Annotated in this window: 18 protein-coding genes; 11 read left to right on the top strand and 7 right to left on the bottom strand. The window is 48.9% G+C overall.

Features of this window, described 5'->3' with window-relative positions:
* Positions 1-28: 28 nt before the first annotated feature.
* The 3 genes from ruvB to ruvA are packed head-to-tail and all read right to left on the bottom strand — an operon-like array spanning position 29 to position 2,277.
* Positions 29-1,066 carry a Holliday junction branch migration DNA helicase RuvB gene (gene ruvB / locus CSQ88_RS02990; RefSeq protein ID WP_099396616.1) on the bottom strand — a complete coding sequence of 346 codons (1,038 nt, stop codon included), beginning with the start codon at positions 1,064-1,066 and terminating at the stop codon, positions 29-31.
* The gene (locus CSQ88_RS02985) at positions 1,063-1,677 is read right to left on the bottom strand and encodes a phosphatase PAP2 family protein (RefSeq protein WP_099396615.1); all 615 of its coding nucleotides are present in this window, start codon (positions 1,675-1,677) and stop codon (positions 1,063-1,065) included. Before CSQ88_RS02985 ends, ruvB begins: the two co-directional genes overlap by 4 nt.
* On the bottom strand, positions 1,678-2,277 hold the full coding sequence (gene ruvA, locus CSQ88_RS02980; RefSeq protein ID WP_099396614.1) for a Holliday junction branch migration protein RuvA: 600 nt from the start codon (positions 2,275-2,277) through the stop codon (positions 1,678-1,680). It lies immediately after the preceding gene.
* A gap of 49 nt (positions 2,278-2,326) precedes the next feature.
* Here ruvA and CSQ88_RS02975 point away from each other — a divergent pair, with 49 nt between their 5' ends.
* Positions 2,327-3,019 (top strand): ABC transporter substrate-binding protein, encoded by a 693-nt coding sequence (locus tag CSQ88_RS02975; RefSeq protein WP_180273508.1) that lies wholly within the window; start codon positions 2,327-2,329, stop codon positions 3,017-3,019.
* A 41-nt stretch (positions 3,020-3,060) separates the two neighbouring features.
* Here CSQ88_RS02975 and ruvC read toward each other — a convergent pair whose 3' ends face one another.
* Together ruvC and CSQ88_RS02965 are read right to left on the bottom strand one after the other, a co-directional pair.
* A complete protein-coding gene (ruvC, locus tag CSQ88_RS02970) occupies positions 3,061-3,582 on the bottom strand; it encodes a crossover junction endodeoxyribonuclease RuvC (RefSeq protein WP_099396612.1) in 522 nt (173 codons plus the stop codon).
* On the bottom strand, positions 3,582-4,436 hold the full coding sequence (locus CSQ88_RS02965) for a cell envelope integrity protein TolA (protein WP_180273507.1): 855 nt from the start codon (positions 4,434-4,436) through the stop codon (positions 3,582-3,584). The genes ruvC and CSQ88_RS02965 overlap by 1 nt, the downstream gene beginning before the upstream one ends.
* Positions 4,437-4,547: 111 nt before the next feature.
* Here CSQ88_RS02965 and CSQ88_RS02960 point away from each other — a divergent pair, with 111 nt between their 5' ends.
* The 5 genes from CSQ88_RS02960 (at position 4,548) to CSQ88_RS02940 (ending at position 7,557) form a co-directional block, all read left to right on the top strand.
* The gene (locus CSQ88_RS02960) at positions 4,548-4,850 is read left to right on the top strand and encodes a c-type cytochrome (protein ID WP_099396610.1); all 303 of its coding nucleotides are present in this window, start codon (positions 4,548-4,550) and stop codon (positions 4,848-4,850) included.
* 185 nt (positions 4,851-5,035) lie between these two features.
* Positions 5,036-5,452, top strand: coding sequence for an RNA polymerase-binding protein DksA (dksA, locus tag CSQ88_RS02955; RefSeq protein WP_099396609.1), 417 nt, complete (start codon positions 5,036-5,038; stop codon positions 5,450-5,452).
* Positions 5,453-5,467: 15 nt separating this feature from the next.
* Positions 5,468-5,884: a Fur family transcriptional regulator gene (locus CSQ88_RS02950; protein WP_099396608.1), complete on the top strand. Its 417-nt coding sequence runs from the start codon at positions 5,468-5,470 to the stop codon at positions 5,882-5,884.
* A 64-nt stretch (positions 5,885-5,948) separates the two neighbouring features.
* Positions 5,949-7,019 carry a 3-deoxy-7-phosphoheptulonate synthase AroG gene (gene aroG / locus CSQ88_RS02945; RefSeq protein WP_099396607.1) on the top strand — a complete coding sequence of 357 codons (1,071 nt, stop codon included), beginning with the start codon at positions 5,949-5,951 and terminating at the stop codon, positions 7,017-7,019.
* Positions 7,020-7,275: 256 nt separating this feature from the next.
* Positions 7,276-7,557 (top strand): hypothetical protein, encoded by a 282-nt coding sequence (locus CSQ88_RS02940; protein ID WP_099396606.1) that lies wholly within the window; start codon positions 7,276-7,278, stop codon positions 7,555-7,557.
* A gap of 2 nt (positions 7,558-7,559) precedes the next feature.
* On the opposite strand, the gene CSQ88_RS02935 is transcribed toward CSQ88_RS02940, so the two are convergent.
* Complete coding sequence (locus CSQ88_RS02935; protein ID WP_099396605.1) at positions 7,560-8,036, bottom strand: biotin/lipoyl-containing protein; 477 nt, start codon at positions 8,034-8,036, stop codon at positions 7,560-7,562.
* A gap of 336 nt (positions 8,037-8,372) precedes the next feature.
* On the opposite strand from CSQ88_RS02935, the gene CSQ88_RS02925 reads away from it, so the two are divergent.
* From CSQ88_RS02925 to CSQ88_RS02905, 5 genes are all read left to right on the top strand, one after another.
* A complete protein-coding gene (locus CSQ88_RS02925) occupies positions 8,373-9,566 on the top strand; it encodes an acetate/propionate family kinase (RefSeq protein ID WP_099396603.1) in 1,194 nt (397 codons plus the stop codon).
* Positions 9,567-9,852: 286 nt separating this feature from the next.
* Entirely contained in the window at positions 9,853-10,602 is a 750-nt protein-coding gene (locus CSQ88_RS02920) for a BPSS1780 family membrane protein (RefSeq protein WP_099396602.1), read from the top strand.
* Entirely contained in the window at positions 10,592-10,978 is a 387-nt protein-coding gene (locus CSQ88_RS02915; RefSeq protein ID WP_099396601.1) for a diacylglycerol kinase, read from the top strand. Before CSQ88_RS02920 ends, CSQ88_RS02915 begins: the two co-directional genes overlap by 11 nt.
* Before the next feature lie 61 nt (positions 10,979-11,039).
* Complete coding sequence (locus CSQ88_RS02910; RefSeq protein WP_099396600.1) at positions 11,040-12,338, top strand: diguanylate cyclase domain-containing protein; 1,299 nt, start codon at positions 11,040-11,042, stop codon at positions 12,336-12,338.
* Positions 12,335-13,360, top strand: coding sequence for a hypothetical protein (locus CSQ88_RS02905; RefSeq protein WP_099396599.1), 1,026 nt, complete (start codon positions 12,335-12,337; stop codon positions 13,358-13,360). Before CSQ88_RS02910 ends, CSQ88_RS02905 begins: the two co-directional genes overlap by 4 nt.
* 52 nt (positions 13,361-13,412) lie before the next feature.
* Here the strand turns inward: CSQ88_RS02905 and CSQ88_RS02900 are convergent, their stop codons facing one another.
* Positions 13,413-13,886, bottom strand: coding sequence for a hypothetical protein (locus CSQ88_RS02900; RefSeq protein ID WP_099396598.1), 474 nt, complete (start codon positions 13,884-13,886; stop codon positions 13,413-13,415).
* Between the last annotated feature and the right edge of the window lie 75 nt (positions 13,887-13,961).

Genomic DNA, 13,961 nt, shown 5'->3' with positions numbered 1-13,961 from the left:
TTATTCCGCCGAAATAATATATCGGGTATCAATCTTGTTTTTTCGGGCTCAGCCCAAAGTGCTCATACGCTGCCAGTGTAGCAATCCTGCCGCGTGGTGTTCTTTGTAAAAAGCCTTGCTGAATCAAAAAAGGCTCAATCACATCGTCAATGGTGTCTGATGATTCACCAATGGCCGCCGCGACGTTATCCAGCCCTACCGGGCCACCGGCAAATTTCTCCAGAATGGCAGATAAAAGCTTCCGGTCCATGACATCCAGCCCTGCGTGATCCACATCCAGCATCGAAAGCGCTGCATCGGCCACTTCACGGGTGACATGGCCATCTGCGCGCACTTCGGCGTAATCGCGCACCCGGCGCAGCAAACGGTTGGCAATTCGCGGCGTGCCCCGTGATCTTCGCGCAATTTCGAATGCGCCGTCAGGTGCGATATTCACATTGAGTAATTGTGCCGAACGTGTGGTGATGCGGGTCAGCTCTTCTGCAGAGTAAAACTCCAGCCTTGCCACAATACCAAAGCGATCTCTCAGCGGGTTGGTCAGCATCCCTGCGCGGGTGGTGGCGCCAACCAGTGTAAATGGCGGCAGATCAAGCTTTACCGATCTGGCTGCAGGGCCTTCACCAATCATTAAATCAAGCTGAAAGTCTTCGAGTGCTGGATAAAGAATTTCTTCAACCACCGGGCTGAGCCGGTGAATTTCATCGATAAACAAGACATCATGCGGCTCTAAATTCGTCAAAATTGCCGCTAAATCGCCAGCGCGTTCCAGCACCGGGCCTGAAGTCTGGCGCAGATTAACGCCTAACTCGCGGGAAATAATATGGGCCAGCGTGGTTTTACCCAGGCCCGGCGGGCCAAACAGCAGTACATGATCAAGCGCTTCACCACGCTTTTTAGCGGCTTCGATAAAAATCTCTAATTGCTCACGTGCTTTGGCCTGCCCGACATATTCGTCGAGTAATTTGGGCCGCAGAGCGTGCTCAAGTTTTTCTTCCTGATTAGATAATTTTGTACTGCTGATCAGACGATCAGCAGGCGCAGAAGAGAGCGCATCAGTTTCAATCATGTATTAATCCGGTGGGTAGAGCGGCTTGTGGCGTAGCTATAGGCCAGCACAACGATGCTTGCCACACTATAGCTTGCAATGATATCGGAGAAATGATGTACGCCTAATACCAGTCTGGCATAGCCACCTAATATCGCGGCACAAAGCGCAAGGCTAAACCAAAGGTTGCGTCGCTTTGGAAAATAGCGCGTCGCAATAATCGCCAAGACAAAAGACATAATCCAAGAACTCATCGCATGGCCGCTGGGAAACGAAGGGCCGTGGGCAGAGTATAAGAATTCTAGGCTAGGTCTTGGGCGCAGAATGGTAAATTTGAGCAGGGCATTGAGCACCCAGCCACTGAAAATAGCTAAAGGCAGGCCGATTGCATCTACTCGCTTGCCGGTTTTTTTCCACATATAGCCAGCGATGAGTGTTGCCAACAGCAGGGATCCAAATGCACCACCGAGCCAGACAAAAATTTTACTCATTAAAATTAAAGCTTCTGGGCCACCATATAGCGCATTGCCAATGGCATCGTCTAAGGCATTGAGTTGCGGTGTGCCTAGGGCTGAGGCTAGAGCAATAAAAATAAGGGTGCCAGCAAGGGCGGTGATCGTTAGTGCACGCATTTAAATTTTAACCAGTTGTTTAAGGGCACGCCGGATGCCGTCAGACACATCTACATCCGTCGCGAGCTCTTTGACCGCGCCGCTGGCTTCGCGTTCGCTGTATCCCAGGGCAATTAATGCATGCTGCACATCCTCTTTATTTGATGCAGGCGTTTGAAACAGTGCGCTATTATTGCTGACAGAAGTCATAATAGGCAGGTTGTTGAGCTTGCCACGCAGTTCTAAAACTAGTCTTTCTGCCGTTTTTTTACCAATGCCCGGTACTTTTGACAGCCGAACCAGATCTTCTGCTGCGATGGCTTTCGCAAGTTCATCGGCGTTCATTCCCGATAAAATGGCGAGCGCAATTTTTGCACCAATGCCGCTGACCTTGATTAAGGCGCGGAATGTGTCGCGCTCCGGTTTGGTGGCAAATCCATATAACAGCTGGGCATCTTCACGTACTACCATGTGAATAAACAGGCTGGATGGTTGCCCTGTATGGGGCAGTACATAAAACGTGCTCATAGGCACATCAACTTCGTAGCCCACGCCATTGGTTTCAATCACAATCTGCGGGGGCTGTTTTTCGATCAGGGTTCCGGTAAGGCGTCCGATCATGGCGTGCATCTCTAAAGGAAAGCGGGGAGTATAAATGCCCGGGATTAGCTTGACGAACTTGAAGTTAGGTATTTTTTGTTTGCTCTGCATGCTGCAGGCACAGGCCACACCTGTACGCTTATTGACGCAGCAACAGCCGCCGTACAGCAATCAGCAGGCTGATGGGCGTCAGAGCGGGCTGGCGCTGGAAACTGTGCGTTGTGTGATGAATAAATTGCAGCGTCCGGTAGAAATTAAATTTCTGCCTTGGAAGCGTGCACAGAATTTAGTTGAGCTGGGCGAGGCGGATGGTTTTTTTTCGGCCTCACAAAACAGCGAGCGGGATCGCTTTGCTACGCTTTCGCAAGCAATTGCTCCCCAGCAATGGCGTTGGTATTTCCGTACGGAAAACACGGCTAAGCCATTAAGCGAAGAGTTTCGCTTGTCGGCCACCGTGGGGGCTTATTTTGGTTCGAATATGCTGACCTGGCTAAAAGCATCTGGTTATCGGATTTATGCCACGCCCCCTGCGCATGACCAGTTGCTTAAAATGCTGCTGGCTGGCAGGGTTGCCGCAGTATTAGCCAGCGATCTGGCGATGAATGAGGCGATTCATGCGGAGCATGCCGAGAACAAAATCCGCTCGGAGCTGCAGGAAGACAAACCTTTAGGCGTTTATTTTGGCCACCGCTTTTTAAAAGAAGACCCGGAATTCCTGGCCCGTTTTAACGCAGAGCTTCCTTCTTGCCGGAGTAAAATTTAGGGCTGCAGCCAGCGAAGCGCTGAATCAAATGTCAGCCGAGCCTAAGCTAAGCGCCCGCGCTTAATGGTTAAGCCCAAGCTGGCTAGCTGCTTCATCGCACCGCTTTCGTGCTGAGCGTGGGTGAGCGCTACTGCAAGTGCATCGGCGGCATCTGATTGGGGTGCCCCATTGAGCCGCAGCATTCGCTGCACCATCTGGCTGACCTGATCTTTGTCTGCATGGCCATTGCCAACTACCGCCTGCTTTACTTGCAGTGCGGTGTACTCCCCTATCGGCAGATCAGCTAAAACCAGCGCCGACATTGCCGCTCCCCGTGCCTGCCCCAGCATCAGCGTTGATTGTGGGTTGACGTTTACAAAGACAATTTCAACTGCTGCCACGTCGGGCTTATAGGTTTCCACTACTTCGGCAATGCCGCGCAAAATTGATTTAATGCGTGCAGCCAGCTCGCCGCCCGGCGTGCGAATGCAGCCGGAGGCGATATAACTCCGGTTTTGCCCGTCTGTATCGATAACCCCAAACCCCGTTATTCTGGAGCCTGGGTCAATTCCTAAAATTCGCATTACTCATTACCTAAAACAGTATCGCCCTTGGCAAATGTCCATGTGCGGCTAATGCTGATTACATCGGTGTCTTTACGAATATCATCAGGAAACTTACCAAAAGGCGCGGCCATTTTTACGATGCGCAAAGCAGCAGCATCAAGCTCTTTGTTGCCTGATGATTTGGTAATTTCGGCCCTGCGGACATTGCCGTTCGCGTCGATCTCCACGGATACCAATAAGCGGCCATATAATTTCTGGCCGTGCGAATCAAGCGGGTAAGTCAGCGCACCAACCCGCTCCATCTTCATACGCCAGTCTTCAACATAGCGGGCAAAACGATATTCTCTGGCGCGTGCACCGATAAAAGTCATACGCGGGCGGCTTTGGTATTCGCTGGTTTGCTTGCTGATCTGCGCCGCTAAGCCGGCGATTTCACGGGCCTGTTGTTTTAATTGCTCATTATCGGGGCCCGTATTTTCACTATGCGTGCTTTTACCCAGATCCTGAGCAACACGGGTGTCTGCCTTCAGCTGCAACATGAGTTTTTCTGCATCGGCCTCAAGTTTCTTTTGCTGAGCTTTTGCGCGTTCCACTTCTTTAGACTGCGCATTATCGCTGGCAGGCAAGGGTGATTTAACGTGCTGATTCAGGACATCTGTATTGCCCCCGCCATTTAAGCTGGCTTGAGCCAGCGCATCCGCTTTATGGGCATCTTGCAATGTGCGCTGGTTTACAAGCACCACTTCCAGTGGCTGGGCTGAAAACAGTGTTTTAGGATCGGGCATAACAAACTTCATGCCAAAAATAGGAATAGCATGTGCGAGCACCGAAAAGGCTACGCCCAGAGCCATAAAACGTTGCGCTCTATCCATTTGCCAACCTGTATTACCTAAGATTTTTAATCGCGGGAGTGTAGCACGGCGCATGCTCTCTGCTTGCTGCTAAAATACGCGTACGCTTCAATTACCTGTAAGGAAATAAGTATGATTAAGTATTTACTACCGCTGTTTTTGGTCTGTACTCCTCTGGCCTTTGCAGAAGATGGGGCAAAAGTTGCGGCAAAATACAACTGCTTGGGTTGCCATGCGATTGATACTAAAATTGTTGGGCCCGCATATAAGGAAGTTGCGGCTAAATATCGCGGGCAAAAAGATGCAGAAGCTATGCTGATGAAAGAAGTACGCAGTGGTTTGCCTGGCGGAAAATGGGGAAAAATTCCCATGCCCGCACAGCAAATTGAAGAGAAAGATTTAAGGATTATTGTACGTTGGGTACTGTCGCATTAATGCCATACCGTCTGTATGGCGAAACGAGTTATTGCATTGCGGCGGGGACTTGATTATGCTGCCTCCCCATTTGGTGGGGTGTATGCTCGTAAGTTTATGTTCTGTCTGGTTTTTGTTTCAGTAAGATGAAATAAAGCTGCAGAGCGATTTTGCCCCGCCCCCATTTGCAGAAAGGGAGAACGACCATGGCCAAACTCACGGAACAAGAAATCATTAGCTGGAACGGTTCAGAAGATGATTACATGAACCCGGATCACCTCGAGTTTTTCCGGGCTAAGCTTCTGCAAATGAAAGCAGAGCTGTTGGCAAATGCCAATCAAACCAGCCAGCATTTGCAAGAGCAGGAAGCCACGCCTGATCCGGCTGACCGCGCTACTTTGGAAGAAGAGTATGCATTAGAGCTACGCACGCGTGATCGTGAGCGTAAGTTGTTGCTTAAAATCGAGTCTACTTTGCGTAAGCTTGATGATGGCAATTATGGCTATTGCGAAGACACAGGCGAGCCAATTGGTCTGCCACGCTTAGTTGCACGCCCAACGGCTTCTATGTCTTTGGAAGCGCAAGAGCGTCGTGAACGTATGAAAAAGCAGTACGCAGATTAATGTTGTGCTGTATTGATGAGTAATGCTTCCGAGACGATTGCGAAAGCACGTGATTTAGTCGCCCAAACCCGTGCCCGTACTACACCCGCACGGGTAAGGGTGCTCGCTGCGCTCTTGGATGCTCAACGCCCGCTGTCACATCTGGATGTGCTGGCGGCGTTGCAGCCCGCTATCGACCGCGTAACGGTATACCGGGTTTTAGACTGGCTAACCGAGCAGCATTTGGCGCATAAATTATCCGGTGATGATCGGGTATGGCGCTTTTCTGTTGCACCTGCCCCACACCACCATGCTCATTTTCAGTGTGAAAATTGCGGACGTTTTTTTTGTTTGGAAAACGTAAGCAGTGATCTGCCTGTAAGCTTGCCTGCCCAGTTCGTGGCCCGCATGGTTGAAATCACGGTTAAAGGTATTTGCGCCGACTGTCGTTAGACGATAATCTCTTTCTTTTATGATGTGCTTGTCGCCGTGCTAGGCAGCCGCTCTAGGGAAGAATATGCAATATCAAACAGATGATGTCCGTATCCGAGAAATTAAAGAGCTACTCCCCCCTGTTGCGGTGATGGAGAAATTCCCTGTCAGCGAAATTGCCTCCGTTACTGTTTTTGAAACCCGGCAAGCCATTCAGCGCATCTTGCAAGGCAGCGATGATCGTCTGCTGGTGGTGATTGGTCCGTGCTCAATTCATGATACCGAGGCTGCACATGAATACGGCGCTAAGCTTAAAGTGCTGCGCGAGCTTCACAAAAACGATTTAGAAATCGTGATGCGGGTTTATTTTGAAAAACCCCGCACAACGGTAGGCTGGAAAGGCCTGATCAATGATCCTTACCTGAACGGTAGTTTTAATATCAACGATGGCCTGCGTATTGCACGCAAATTATTGGTTGATTTAAACAACGACGGTATGCCAACAGCCGGCGAATTCCTCGATATGATCACGCCGCAATATATGGCTGATTTGATGAGCTGGGGAGCAATTGGAGCGCGTACGACTGAATCACAAGTGCACCGTGAGCTGGCTTCCGGATTATCTTGCCCGGTAGGCTTTAAAAACGGGACAGACGGTAATTTAAAAATTGCACTTGATGCGATTCGCGCATCCAGCCAGTCACACCACTTTTTGTCTGTAACTAAAATGGGCCATTCTGCGATTGTGGCGACTGGCGGTAATCCTGATTGCCATATCATTTTACGTGGCGGTAAAGAGCCTAATTACGACACCAACCATGTGCGTGCTGCGCTGGCCGATCTGGCTGCTGCCAAGCTGCCACAAAAAGTAATGGTTGATTTTAGCCATGCTAACAGCAGCAAAGATTACCGCCGCCAAGTTGATGTATCTGCTGATGTCTGTGCTCAGCTTGCCCGTGGCAATAACGGTATATTTGGTGTGATGGTTGAAAGCCATATTATTGGCGGCCGTCAGGATCATATTGAAGGCAAGCCACTGACTTATGGCCAGTCAATTACTGATGGTTGTATCAGCTGGGATCAGACAGAAACGATGCTGACAGATTTGTCCAGGGCCGTGATGGATCGCCGCGCGATTGCCAAGGTTCATATTTAAGTATTTTTAACTTATATATGTTTAACGCCCCGTTTATCGGGGCGTTTGTTTTTTCTGAATCAGAAACAGAGGCTCTGGCTTGCCTGCGGTAAGGAATTACTGGATTTGGCTCTGCTCTTTACTAGTATTGAAAATGCCCTGATGCACCGGATCATTAATCTGATGCAGTTTAATTTCAGCAGAATATTTTAGCTGGATGAGAAAAATACAGGTCGTTTACTGAAGATGCATCGTTCATTGATACCGGAGTCAGGCCATGCAATTTGCTGAAGTAATTCCCGATCATTTTAATATCATCTCCCGTACTCCCCTGCCACATGTGCTCATTGAACAGGCTTTGATGCAATTAGGGGGAGGGGGCGTTGAAGGCACAACTTTTAAGCGTAATGCTTTGTTGTCTGCGGGCTGGAAGCATGCCAGTGTGGTGTCTTATGGAAAACATCCCGCAGAGGCAAGCGCCGCTTTTAATAAAGTACGTGCTGTTTTGGCCCTGAGCCAGGACCCCGCTGCAATCATGGATCAATTGCAAAAGAAATAGCTTTAGTGCGGGCGGGTTTGCTGCCATTGCAGCATGATATCGCGGACATGAGCTTCTATATCCGCTTCTTCAATACATTCGCCCCGTGCTGTAATCGTGCTTAGGTCTACGCCCAGCTTAGCTGCAAGGCGGGCAGCACCAAGGCTGACATTAAGCGTGGCTGTTTGTGCTGCAGGCCAATCCATCTGACAGGCGCTGGCAAAAGTGGCCTCTGCACCAAATAACTGCACAGGCTCTTCTTCAATCTCCATTTGTAATAAAAGATCACCGCATTGCACGGTTTCTTTAATTTCTACCATGATATGCGAGACTAGGCCTGCTTCCGGAGCGCAGATTTCAACTTCACTATCGCCACAAATTAGGGTCAGAAGCGGTGTATTACTGTGTACATGATGGCCGGGTAAGATATGCACGGCGCTGACGCTGGCTGTTTCATCCAGCTCAGGAACACAGATCAGGTGCGTAGTGAATGTACTCATGGTGAATATGCACCTATTTTTCAATGATTTTGCTTGATTTTGGCCAATACTGCTGTTTTTACTACTGCTTAGAATATGCAGCAGTAATTATTCCATTGCAGTGCAGCATCGCAGTTCCTAACATTGGGCCCGATTCAGCAGGGAAAGCCCCAAGTTTATGGATATTAACGCAGCCATCAGCCGTTGTGTGTAAGCAAAGTCCATATCCTAGCCGTTTAAGTCTGGCTGATGTGATTTTCGCCTGCTAATGATGATTTTAAAGTGCAATCAGAACAATCAACCTATATGTGATGAGATGAGTCTTATCACCGCCAGCGTAATATTAAGGAGCAGTTTATGAGTGAGTTGGTTTTAGTTATTAATGCCGGATCGTCCAGCATCAAGTTTTCCCTGTTTGAAACCGGCGCGGCTGATCCTGTTCTGCTCTTTAAAGGTCTGGCAGACGGTATTTATGTTGATCCGAAGTTTGTAGCAAAAGACGCGGATGACAATAAGCTGGTTTCTGAATCTATGCCAGCAGATATGCCTAAGAACCACGACTCTGCACTGCGTCATATGCTGGCCTGGCTCAATAGCCGTATTGAAGGCCGTACGATTGCCGCTGTTGGCCATCGCGTTGTGCATGGTGGCCTGAGCTTTTGCCAGCCGGTGCGCATTACTGAAGAAGTATTAAAGGGCCTGGACGAAACCATTGCTCTGGCTCCATTGCATGCCCCGCACAATATTATGCCAATGCGCGTGCTGGCTCAGCTTTTACCAACCGTGCCGCAAGTGGCTTGTTTTGATACCGCTTTCCACCGCACTCAGCCTGAAATCGAGCAGCAATACGCTTTGCCGTACGAGTTCAGCGAAAAACATGGTATCCGTCGTTACGGCTTCCATGGCCTTTCTTATGAGTATATTGCCAGCGTATTGCCAGGTATTGATGCAAAAGCGGCGGCAGGCCGCACAGTTGTGGCCCATCTGGGTAATGGCTCTTCGATGGCCGGATTGATTAATGGCCACTGCCAGGCAACAACCATGGGCTTTACTGCCTTAGAAGGCCTGCCTATGGGCACCCGTTGCGGCACGATCGATCCTGCTTTAATTCTGCACTTTATGAGCCATCTGAAAATGGATGCTTCACAAATTGAAGAGCTGATCTACAAGCAATCCGGTCTGTTGGGTATGTCGGGTATTTCCAGCGATATGCGTGATCTGCATGCAAGTAAAGATCCGCATGCTAAGTTTGCTGTTGATTACTTTGCTCACCGTGTTGTGCGCGAAGCGGCTTCTTTAGCTGCTGCGATGCAAGGCTTTGATGCACTGGTGTTTACTGCAGGTATCGGCGAAAACGACGATATTGCCCGCGCCACTGTATGTAATGAATTGCGCTGGTTAGGTGTGGAAATTGATGAAGTTGCAAATGCAAAACGCTCAGGTGAAGCGCGTTGCATTTCATTGCCAGGCAGCCGTGTTCCTGTTTATATCATTCCAACGAATGAAGAGCTGATGATTGCCCGCCACGCTTTGAAGTGCGTTGCTGCGTAATTTTTAGTTTTAATCAAAGCCACATGGTGCAGATCATGTGGCTTTTTTTTGTCTGTGGTAAATCGCAACACTATTCTGCAGCGTTATTTATTTGAAATTAAATTTTTATTCAAAACCCGCACAATAGCTGGCTGAATCATAACTAAGAAAGTAAATCATTTCATGGTGCGGGCATGGTTTTATTTAGTAAGGAAGCATCAGGTTCTCCCGGCTGATATGTTTACCTTTGAGTAAGTTAAGGGTTCACGTATCCTTCAAGCCTTGCCGGAGCAGCAGTGGGAAAATCATGGAAAACGATAGCGTAATTGATCTCTTGCCCGAGCCGCGTCGCCTTGTTGCGAATCGTGGCTGGCATTGGTATGTAAATGGATTTAAGTTGTTTCGCCGTCAGCCTGGGATATGGATTGTCATCGCCCTGCAATTTTTTGTTTTAGCTTTGCTGGCGAACGTGCTGCCTGTAGTAGGCGCTTTGGCCTATACCCTGGTATCCCCGGTATTGTCAGGAGGAATCTATCTGGCGGCTAAGCGGTGCGATGCAGGCAATAGAGTTGGCCCTCTGGATTTATTTGCGGCATTTCACGGCGAAATAAAACCCCTGCTTTGGGTGGGTTTTATTAATGTGCTTGCTGCGATGCTGGTCACGGTTGTGCTGGGCTTATTTGGCAGCCAGGCCAGTCTTGTTGATATTCCAGCCGGAAGCTTGCCTACGCCAGAGCAAATGAAATCGCTGTATTTACATACCTCGCTGAGCCTTATTTTAATGACGCCGGTAATGTGTGCGGTGTGGTTTGCCCCCGCTTTAATATTGTTTGATGGCTATTCTGCCATCGATGCGATGAAGCTTTCATTTGCAGGCATTGCCCGCAACTGGCAGGCGTTTTTAGTGAGTGGGCTGGTCACGATTGCCTTGTGTTTTTTATCAGTATTTACATTATTGCTGGGGTTTTTAGTTGTCTTGCCGGTGATGATGCTGATGCAATATATTGCGTACCGAGAAATTTTTGCTGCAGTGCCTGCCGGCGCTGATGGAGTTTAATGTGTTGGAAAGCCCGTTCAAAGGTAAAACAGGAGTCGCCCGCATTTTTAATGCTCTGGGTTATTCCATCGATGGTTTAAAAGCAGGCTGGCTGAATGAAGCCGCATTTCGTCAGGTTACTTTGCTGGCGCTGCTTGGTATTCCCTGCGCGTTTTTAATTCCAGGGCTGCCTCATTGGGGCAGGGCATTACTGATAGGCAGTCATCTGGCCAGTATGATTGTTGAACTGCTTAATTCGGCCATTGAGGCCGCGGTAGATCACACCTCCCTGGAGCGTCATGAGCTGGCTAAGCGGGCCAAAGATTTAGGCAGTGCGGCGCAATTGGTCTGCCTGCTGAATTTAGCCTTGATGTGGTGTTTGGTTGTGCTGGGCTGATTGCTCTGTTTTTTATGACGTATAGCCCTTTTGTACTGCCAGCCCGGATGTAAAGATCACCATGAGTCACCAGCAAGAGCGCCTGCTTAAAGGGCGCAGCTTCTACCGGCAGGGCGAGCATGCTCTGGCTGTCTCCAGCTTTTTGGCGGGTATCGAGGAATCGCTTGAGGCCTGCGGAAATGAAACCATTTACTGGATCGAGCTGGCGCATTTATTCCGTGAAACGGGCCAGGCAGAGCGGGCGTTAGCGCTCAACCAATATGGCTTGCAACTGGCTGGGGATGATGATTACTTGATTTGTGCAGCAAGGCTGGGTCTGGCTGCCGATCTGTGGGAATTAAACCAGCAAGAGATGGCCCGCGCCATGATGCAGCAGGTCTTGGCGAACCCTCAGCTATACCAATGTCCTTATTTGCTGGAGCGCTTAAGCCAGCTTTGCATTGTGCAGGAGCAATGGCTGCCAGCGCTCAGCCTGATTGAAAAGGCGCTCGTGCTGTATCAGGATGACCCGGTGGCGATGGCCAGTTGTGGCCTGGCCCTGCTTAAGTTGCAAGGCAGGGCTAAGGTGCGCTCTGAGTATCACGATGGCGTGAGTATTGTTCAAAAATACATGCACTTACTTCCAAATGCCCAGCGTGAAATACACGCAGAGCTGGCTCGTGCCTGTCAGGCGCTGGGGCAGTTCTCTGAATCTGCGGCTCATTATATGCAGGCCTTGCAGATTGCTTCCAAAGCACAGAAAAAAACACGCCCTAGGCGTTTGGCTGCGGTGGAATACAAGCTGCGGCATATGACCAGTGAAATTGAAATTGAATTATTGCGTGAGAAAAACGTGGCACAGCATCAGCAGGTACAGGAGCTGGAAAACGTCACTTTCCGTGATGAGCTGACCGGCCTGCATAATGCCCGCTATCTGGAAATATGCTGGCCGGGGTTGCTGGATCAGGCTCGTGAAGATGTTGCGCTTTGCATGCTTAGCATTGGGATTGATCAGTTTGCCAGTATCCGTGAGGTGTTTGGCAGTGAGCTGGCCAGCATTGCTTATTATCAGCTGGCACGTATTTTACAGCGCCACTTACCGGCTAAGGCTGTTTTGGTTTGCAGTGGATCTGGCACATTTGCATTGGTATTTTTGGCTTTAGATAAGGCAGAGATAGAGCAATTTTCAGCACGAGTGCAGCAGGATATTGCTTTACTGGAATATGCCCATTTGCCTGAGTCCCTGAGTATCAGCATGGGCGGGGCATTTTTTCAGGCAGGGGATACCGCCGAAATTTTACAACTTCGGGCTGATCTGGCTTTCTTTCTGGGGCAGCGACAGGGGCTGGGGCAATTGTTTTGGGATGAAGAAACCCGATGAGCGCAAAATTACAGTTTGCCGCCCAATTGGAAATCCTGGCCAGGGAATCATATTGTGGCTCGCCTCCTTCGCCGGCAGAGGCCGGGCAGCTGCTGCAGAACACTTTTGATGAGCCCCGGCTGATGGCGCTGGCTCAGGTGATTCTGGGGCATTCATGGCAGCATTTAAGCGAGCATCTTAAGGCGCAGCAGGCATTTTTAGCGGGCATGCTGAGTTTTAAAGCGGCGGGGTGCCTTAAGGAGCAAACTGAAACCCTGATCCTGCTGGGGTTTTCGCATTTATTAAGCAATAAACCACTGATTGCGCTTGATTATTGGTCTGACGCGCTCATCATTGCGCGTAAATTAAAAAATAGAAAACTATGTGCCCGTATATATATGGGCATTAGCCAAGTTTATATTGGCTTTGGTGATGATCAGGCGGCATTGGGATTTAATGAACTGGCACTGGAGCTGGCGCGTAAATTAGGCAGTGATCATTTGAAGTGTGAGGTATTACTGAATGTGGCCAGCGATGCCTGCCGCTTAAAACGTTTTTCATATGCTTTGCAATGTCTGGCTGAAGCAGAAAAACTATTACAGCAATCGGTTGTGAATCCTATTTGGTCGGCTGAAATAATTTATTATCTGGGTGTTGTACATGCGGAACAAAAACAATGGGCTCAGGCTAAAATAGAGCTTGAAACTGCTTTTACTCTGAGTGATCAAAATGATAATTTATGGGGAAAAGCCCATGCTTTAACCGCACTGGCTGAAGTATTGCTGGCATTGGGTGAAAATAATGCCGGTACAATATTGCTGCAGGCTTTAAGCCTGGCAGAGGCTGGCGGTATTAAACCATTACAAAACCGTTGTAATACGGCTTTAATTCAATGGCATTTGGCACGGCAAAATGATGAATTGGCTTTGCCTGCGTTTAACGCGCTGATTCAAAATAAAGATACAGAAAAATTTAAAATCAGCGCAAAGCACAAGCAGCTTATTTTGCAATTAGAAACGCAAAGCCGTATGCGCCAGTTGTAGCATAAACTATTGAAAAGATTAGATAATTAAATGAAAGCATCCATGCCGCCGGCTATTTTTTACTCCACCCCAGCGTGGTTTTAATTTGCCGGAGATAGGCATAAGCGGTGACTTCATGGCCTGCATCGCATAAAAGGCGATGCCAGTGTTCTAATACGGGTTCTAAACCTGCCCGGTCGTGAATAAGCGCAAAGTCTTTATCTAAAAAGCGGTCTAACTGGCCAGCCAGATATTGCTGATTGCTCATATACATCATCTGGCGGATTTGAGCGAGCGCCCTTTGATTGATACTCACCCCTTCGTGGCTATTTGCCGGGCCGCTGCTTTCTTCTATCATTTTAAGCAGCTCAAGCCTTGAGAGGCCTTCTTCTAATTCGGCTAAGCTAAATGCCTGTAGCAAATCGCTGCGGGTTCTTTTTCCGTCGACCATAATTAAAATGCGACGGGCAACTGAAGAAAGCAAGCCGCTGCGTTCTTCAATTTCTTTACTACCTTTTGCGGTCTTAGTGAAACGCGGCTGATCCATTTTTATGACCAGAGAGGATTGTGTGTAAATAGGTTAACGTACTCTGACCTATAAGCCAACATGAATAATATAAAA

Source organism: Iodobacter sp. BJB302 (genome assembly GCF_002735645.1).
Classification (GTDB): Bacteria; Pseudomonadota; Gammaproteobacteria; order Burkholderiales; family Chitinibacteraceae; genus Iodobacter.
The sequence above is the reverse complement of the archived record's forward strand: the minus strand, read 5'-3'. Positions and strand labels throughout refer to the sequence as shown.

What these genes read in the sequence shown, in the direction of transcription:
- ruvB (WP_099396616.1), bottom strand. Translation starts at nt 1,066, where the DNA reads ATGATTGAAACTGATGCGCTCTCTTCTGCGCCTGCTGATCGTCTGATC.
- CSQ88_RS02985 (WP_099396615.1), bottom strand. Translation starts at nt 1,677, where the DNA reads ATGCGTGCACTAACGATCACCGCCCTTGCTGGCACCCTTATTTTTATT.
- ruvA (WP_099396614.1), bottom strand. Translation starts at nt 2,277, where the DNA reads ATGATCGGACGCCTTACCGGAACCCTGATCGAAAAACAGCCCCCGCAG.
- ruvC (WP_099396612.1), bottom strand. Translation starts at nt 3,582, where the DNA reads ATGCGAATTTTAGGAATTGACCCAGGCTCCAGAATAACGGGGTTTGGG.
- CSQ88_RS02965 (WP_180273507.1), bottom strand. Translation starts at nt 4,436, where the DNA reads ATGGATAGAGCGCAACGTTTTATGGCTCTGGGCGTAGCCTTTTCGGTG.
- CSQ88_RS02960 (WP_099396610.1), top strand. Translation starts at nt 4,548, where the DNA reads ATGATTAAGTATTTACTACCGCTGTTTTTGGTCTGTACTCCTCTGGCC.
- dksA (WP_099396609.1), top strand. Translation starts at nt 5,036, where the DNA reads ATGGCCAAACTCACGGAACAAGAAATCATTAGCTGGAACGGTTCAGAA.
- CSQ88_RS02950 (WP_099396608.1), top strand. Translation starts at nt 5,468, where the DNA reads ATGAGTAATGCTTCCGAGACGATTGCGAAAGCACGTGATTTAGTCGCC.
- aroG (WP_099396607.1), top strand. Translation starts at nt 5,949, where the DNA reads ATGCAATATCAAACAGATGATGTCCGTATCCGAGAAATTAAAGAGCTA.
- CSQ88_RS02940 (WP_099396606.1), top strand. Translation starts at nt 7,276, where the DNA reads ATGCAATTTGCTGAAGTAATTCCCGATCATTTTAATATCATCTCCCGT.
- CSQ88_RS02935 (WP_099396605.1), bottom strand. Translation starts at nt 8,036, where the DNA reads ATGAGTACATTCACTACGCACCTGATCTGTGTTCCTGAGCTGGATGAA.
- CSQ88_RS02925 (WP_099396603.1), top strand. Translation starts at nt 8,373, where the DNA reads ATGAGTGAGTTGGTTTTAGTTATTAATGCCGGATCGTCCAGCATCAAG.
- CSQ88_RS02920 (WP_099396602.1), top strand. Translation starts at nt 9,853, where the DNA reads ATGGAAAACGATAGCGTAATTGATCTCTTGCCCGAGCCGCGTCGCCTT.
- CSQ88_RS02915 (WP_099396601.1), top strand. Translation starts at nt 10,592, where the DNA reads ATGGAGTTTAATGTGTTGGAAAGCCCGTTCAAAGGTAAAACAGGAGTC.
- CSQ88_RS02910 (WP_099396600.1), top strand. Translation starts at nt 11,040, where the DNA reads ATGAGTCACCAGCAAGAGCGCCTGCTTAAAGGGCGCAGCTTCTACCGG.
- CSQ88_RS02905 (WP_099396599.1), top strand. Translation starts at nt 12,335, where the DNA reads ATGAGCGCAAAATTACAGTTTGCCGCCCAATTGGAAATCCTGGCCAGG.
- CSQ88_RS02900 (WP_099396598.1), bottom strand. Translation starts at nt 13,886, where the DNA reads ATGGATCAGCCGCGTTTCACTAAGACCGCAAAAGGTAGTAAAGAAATT.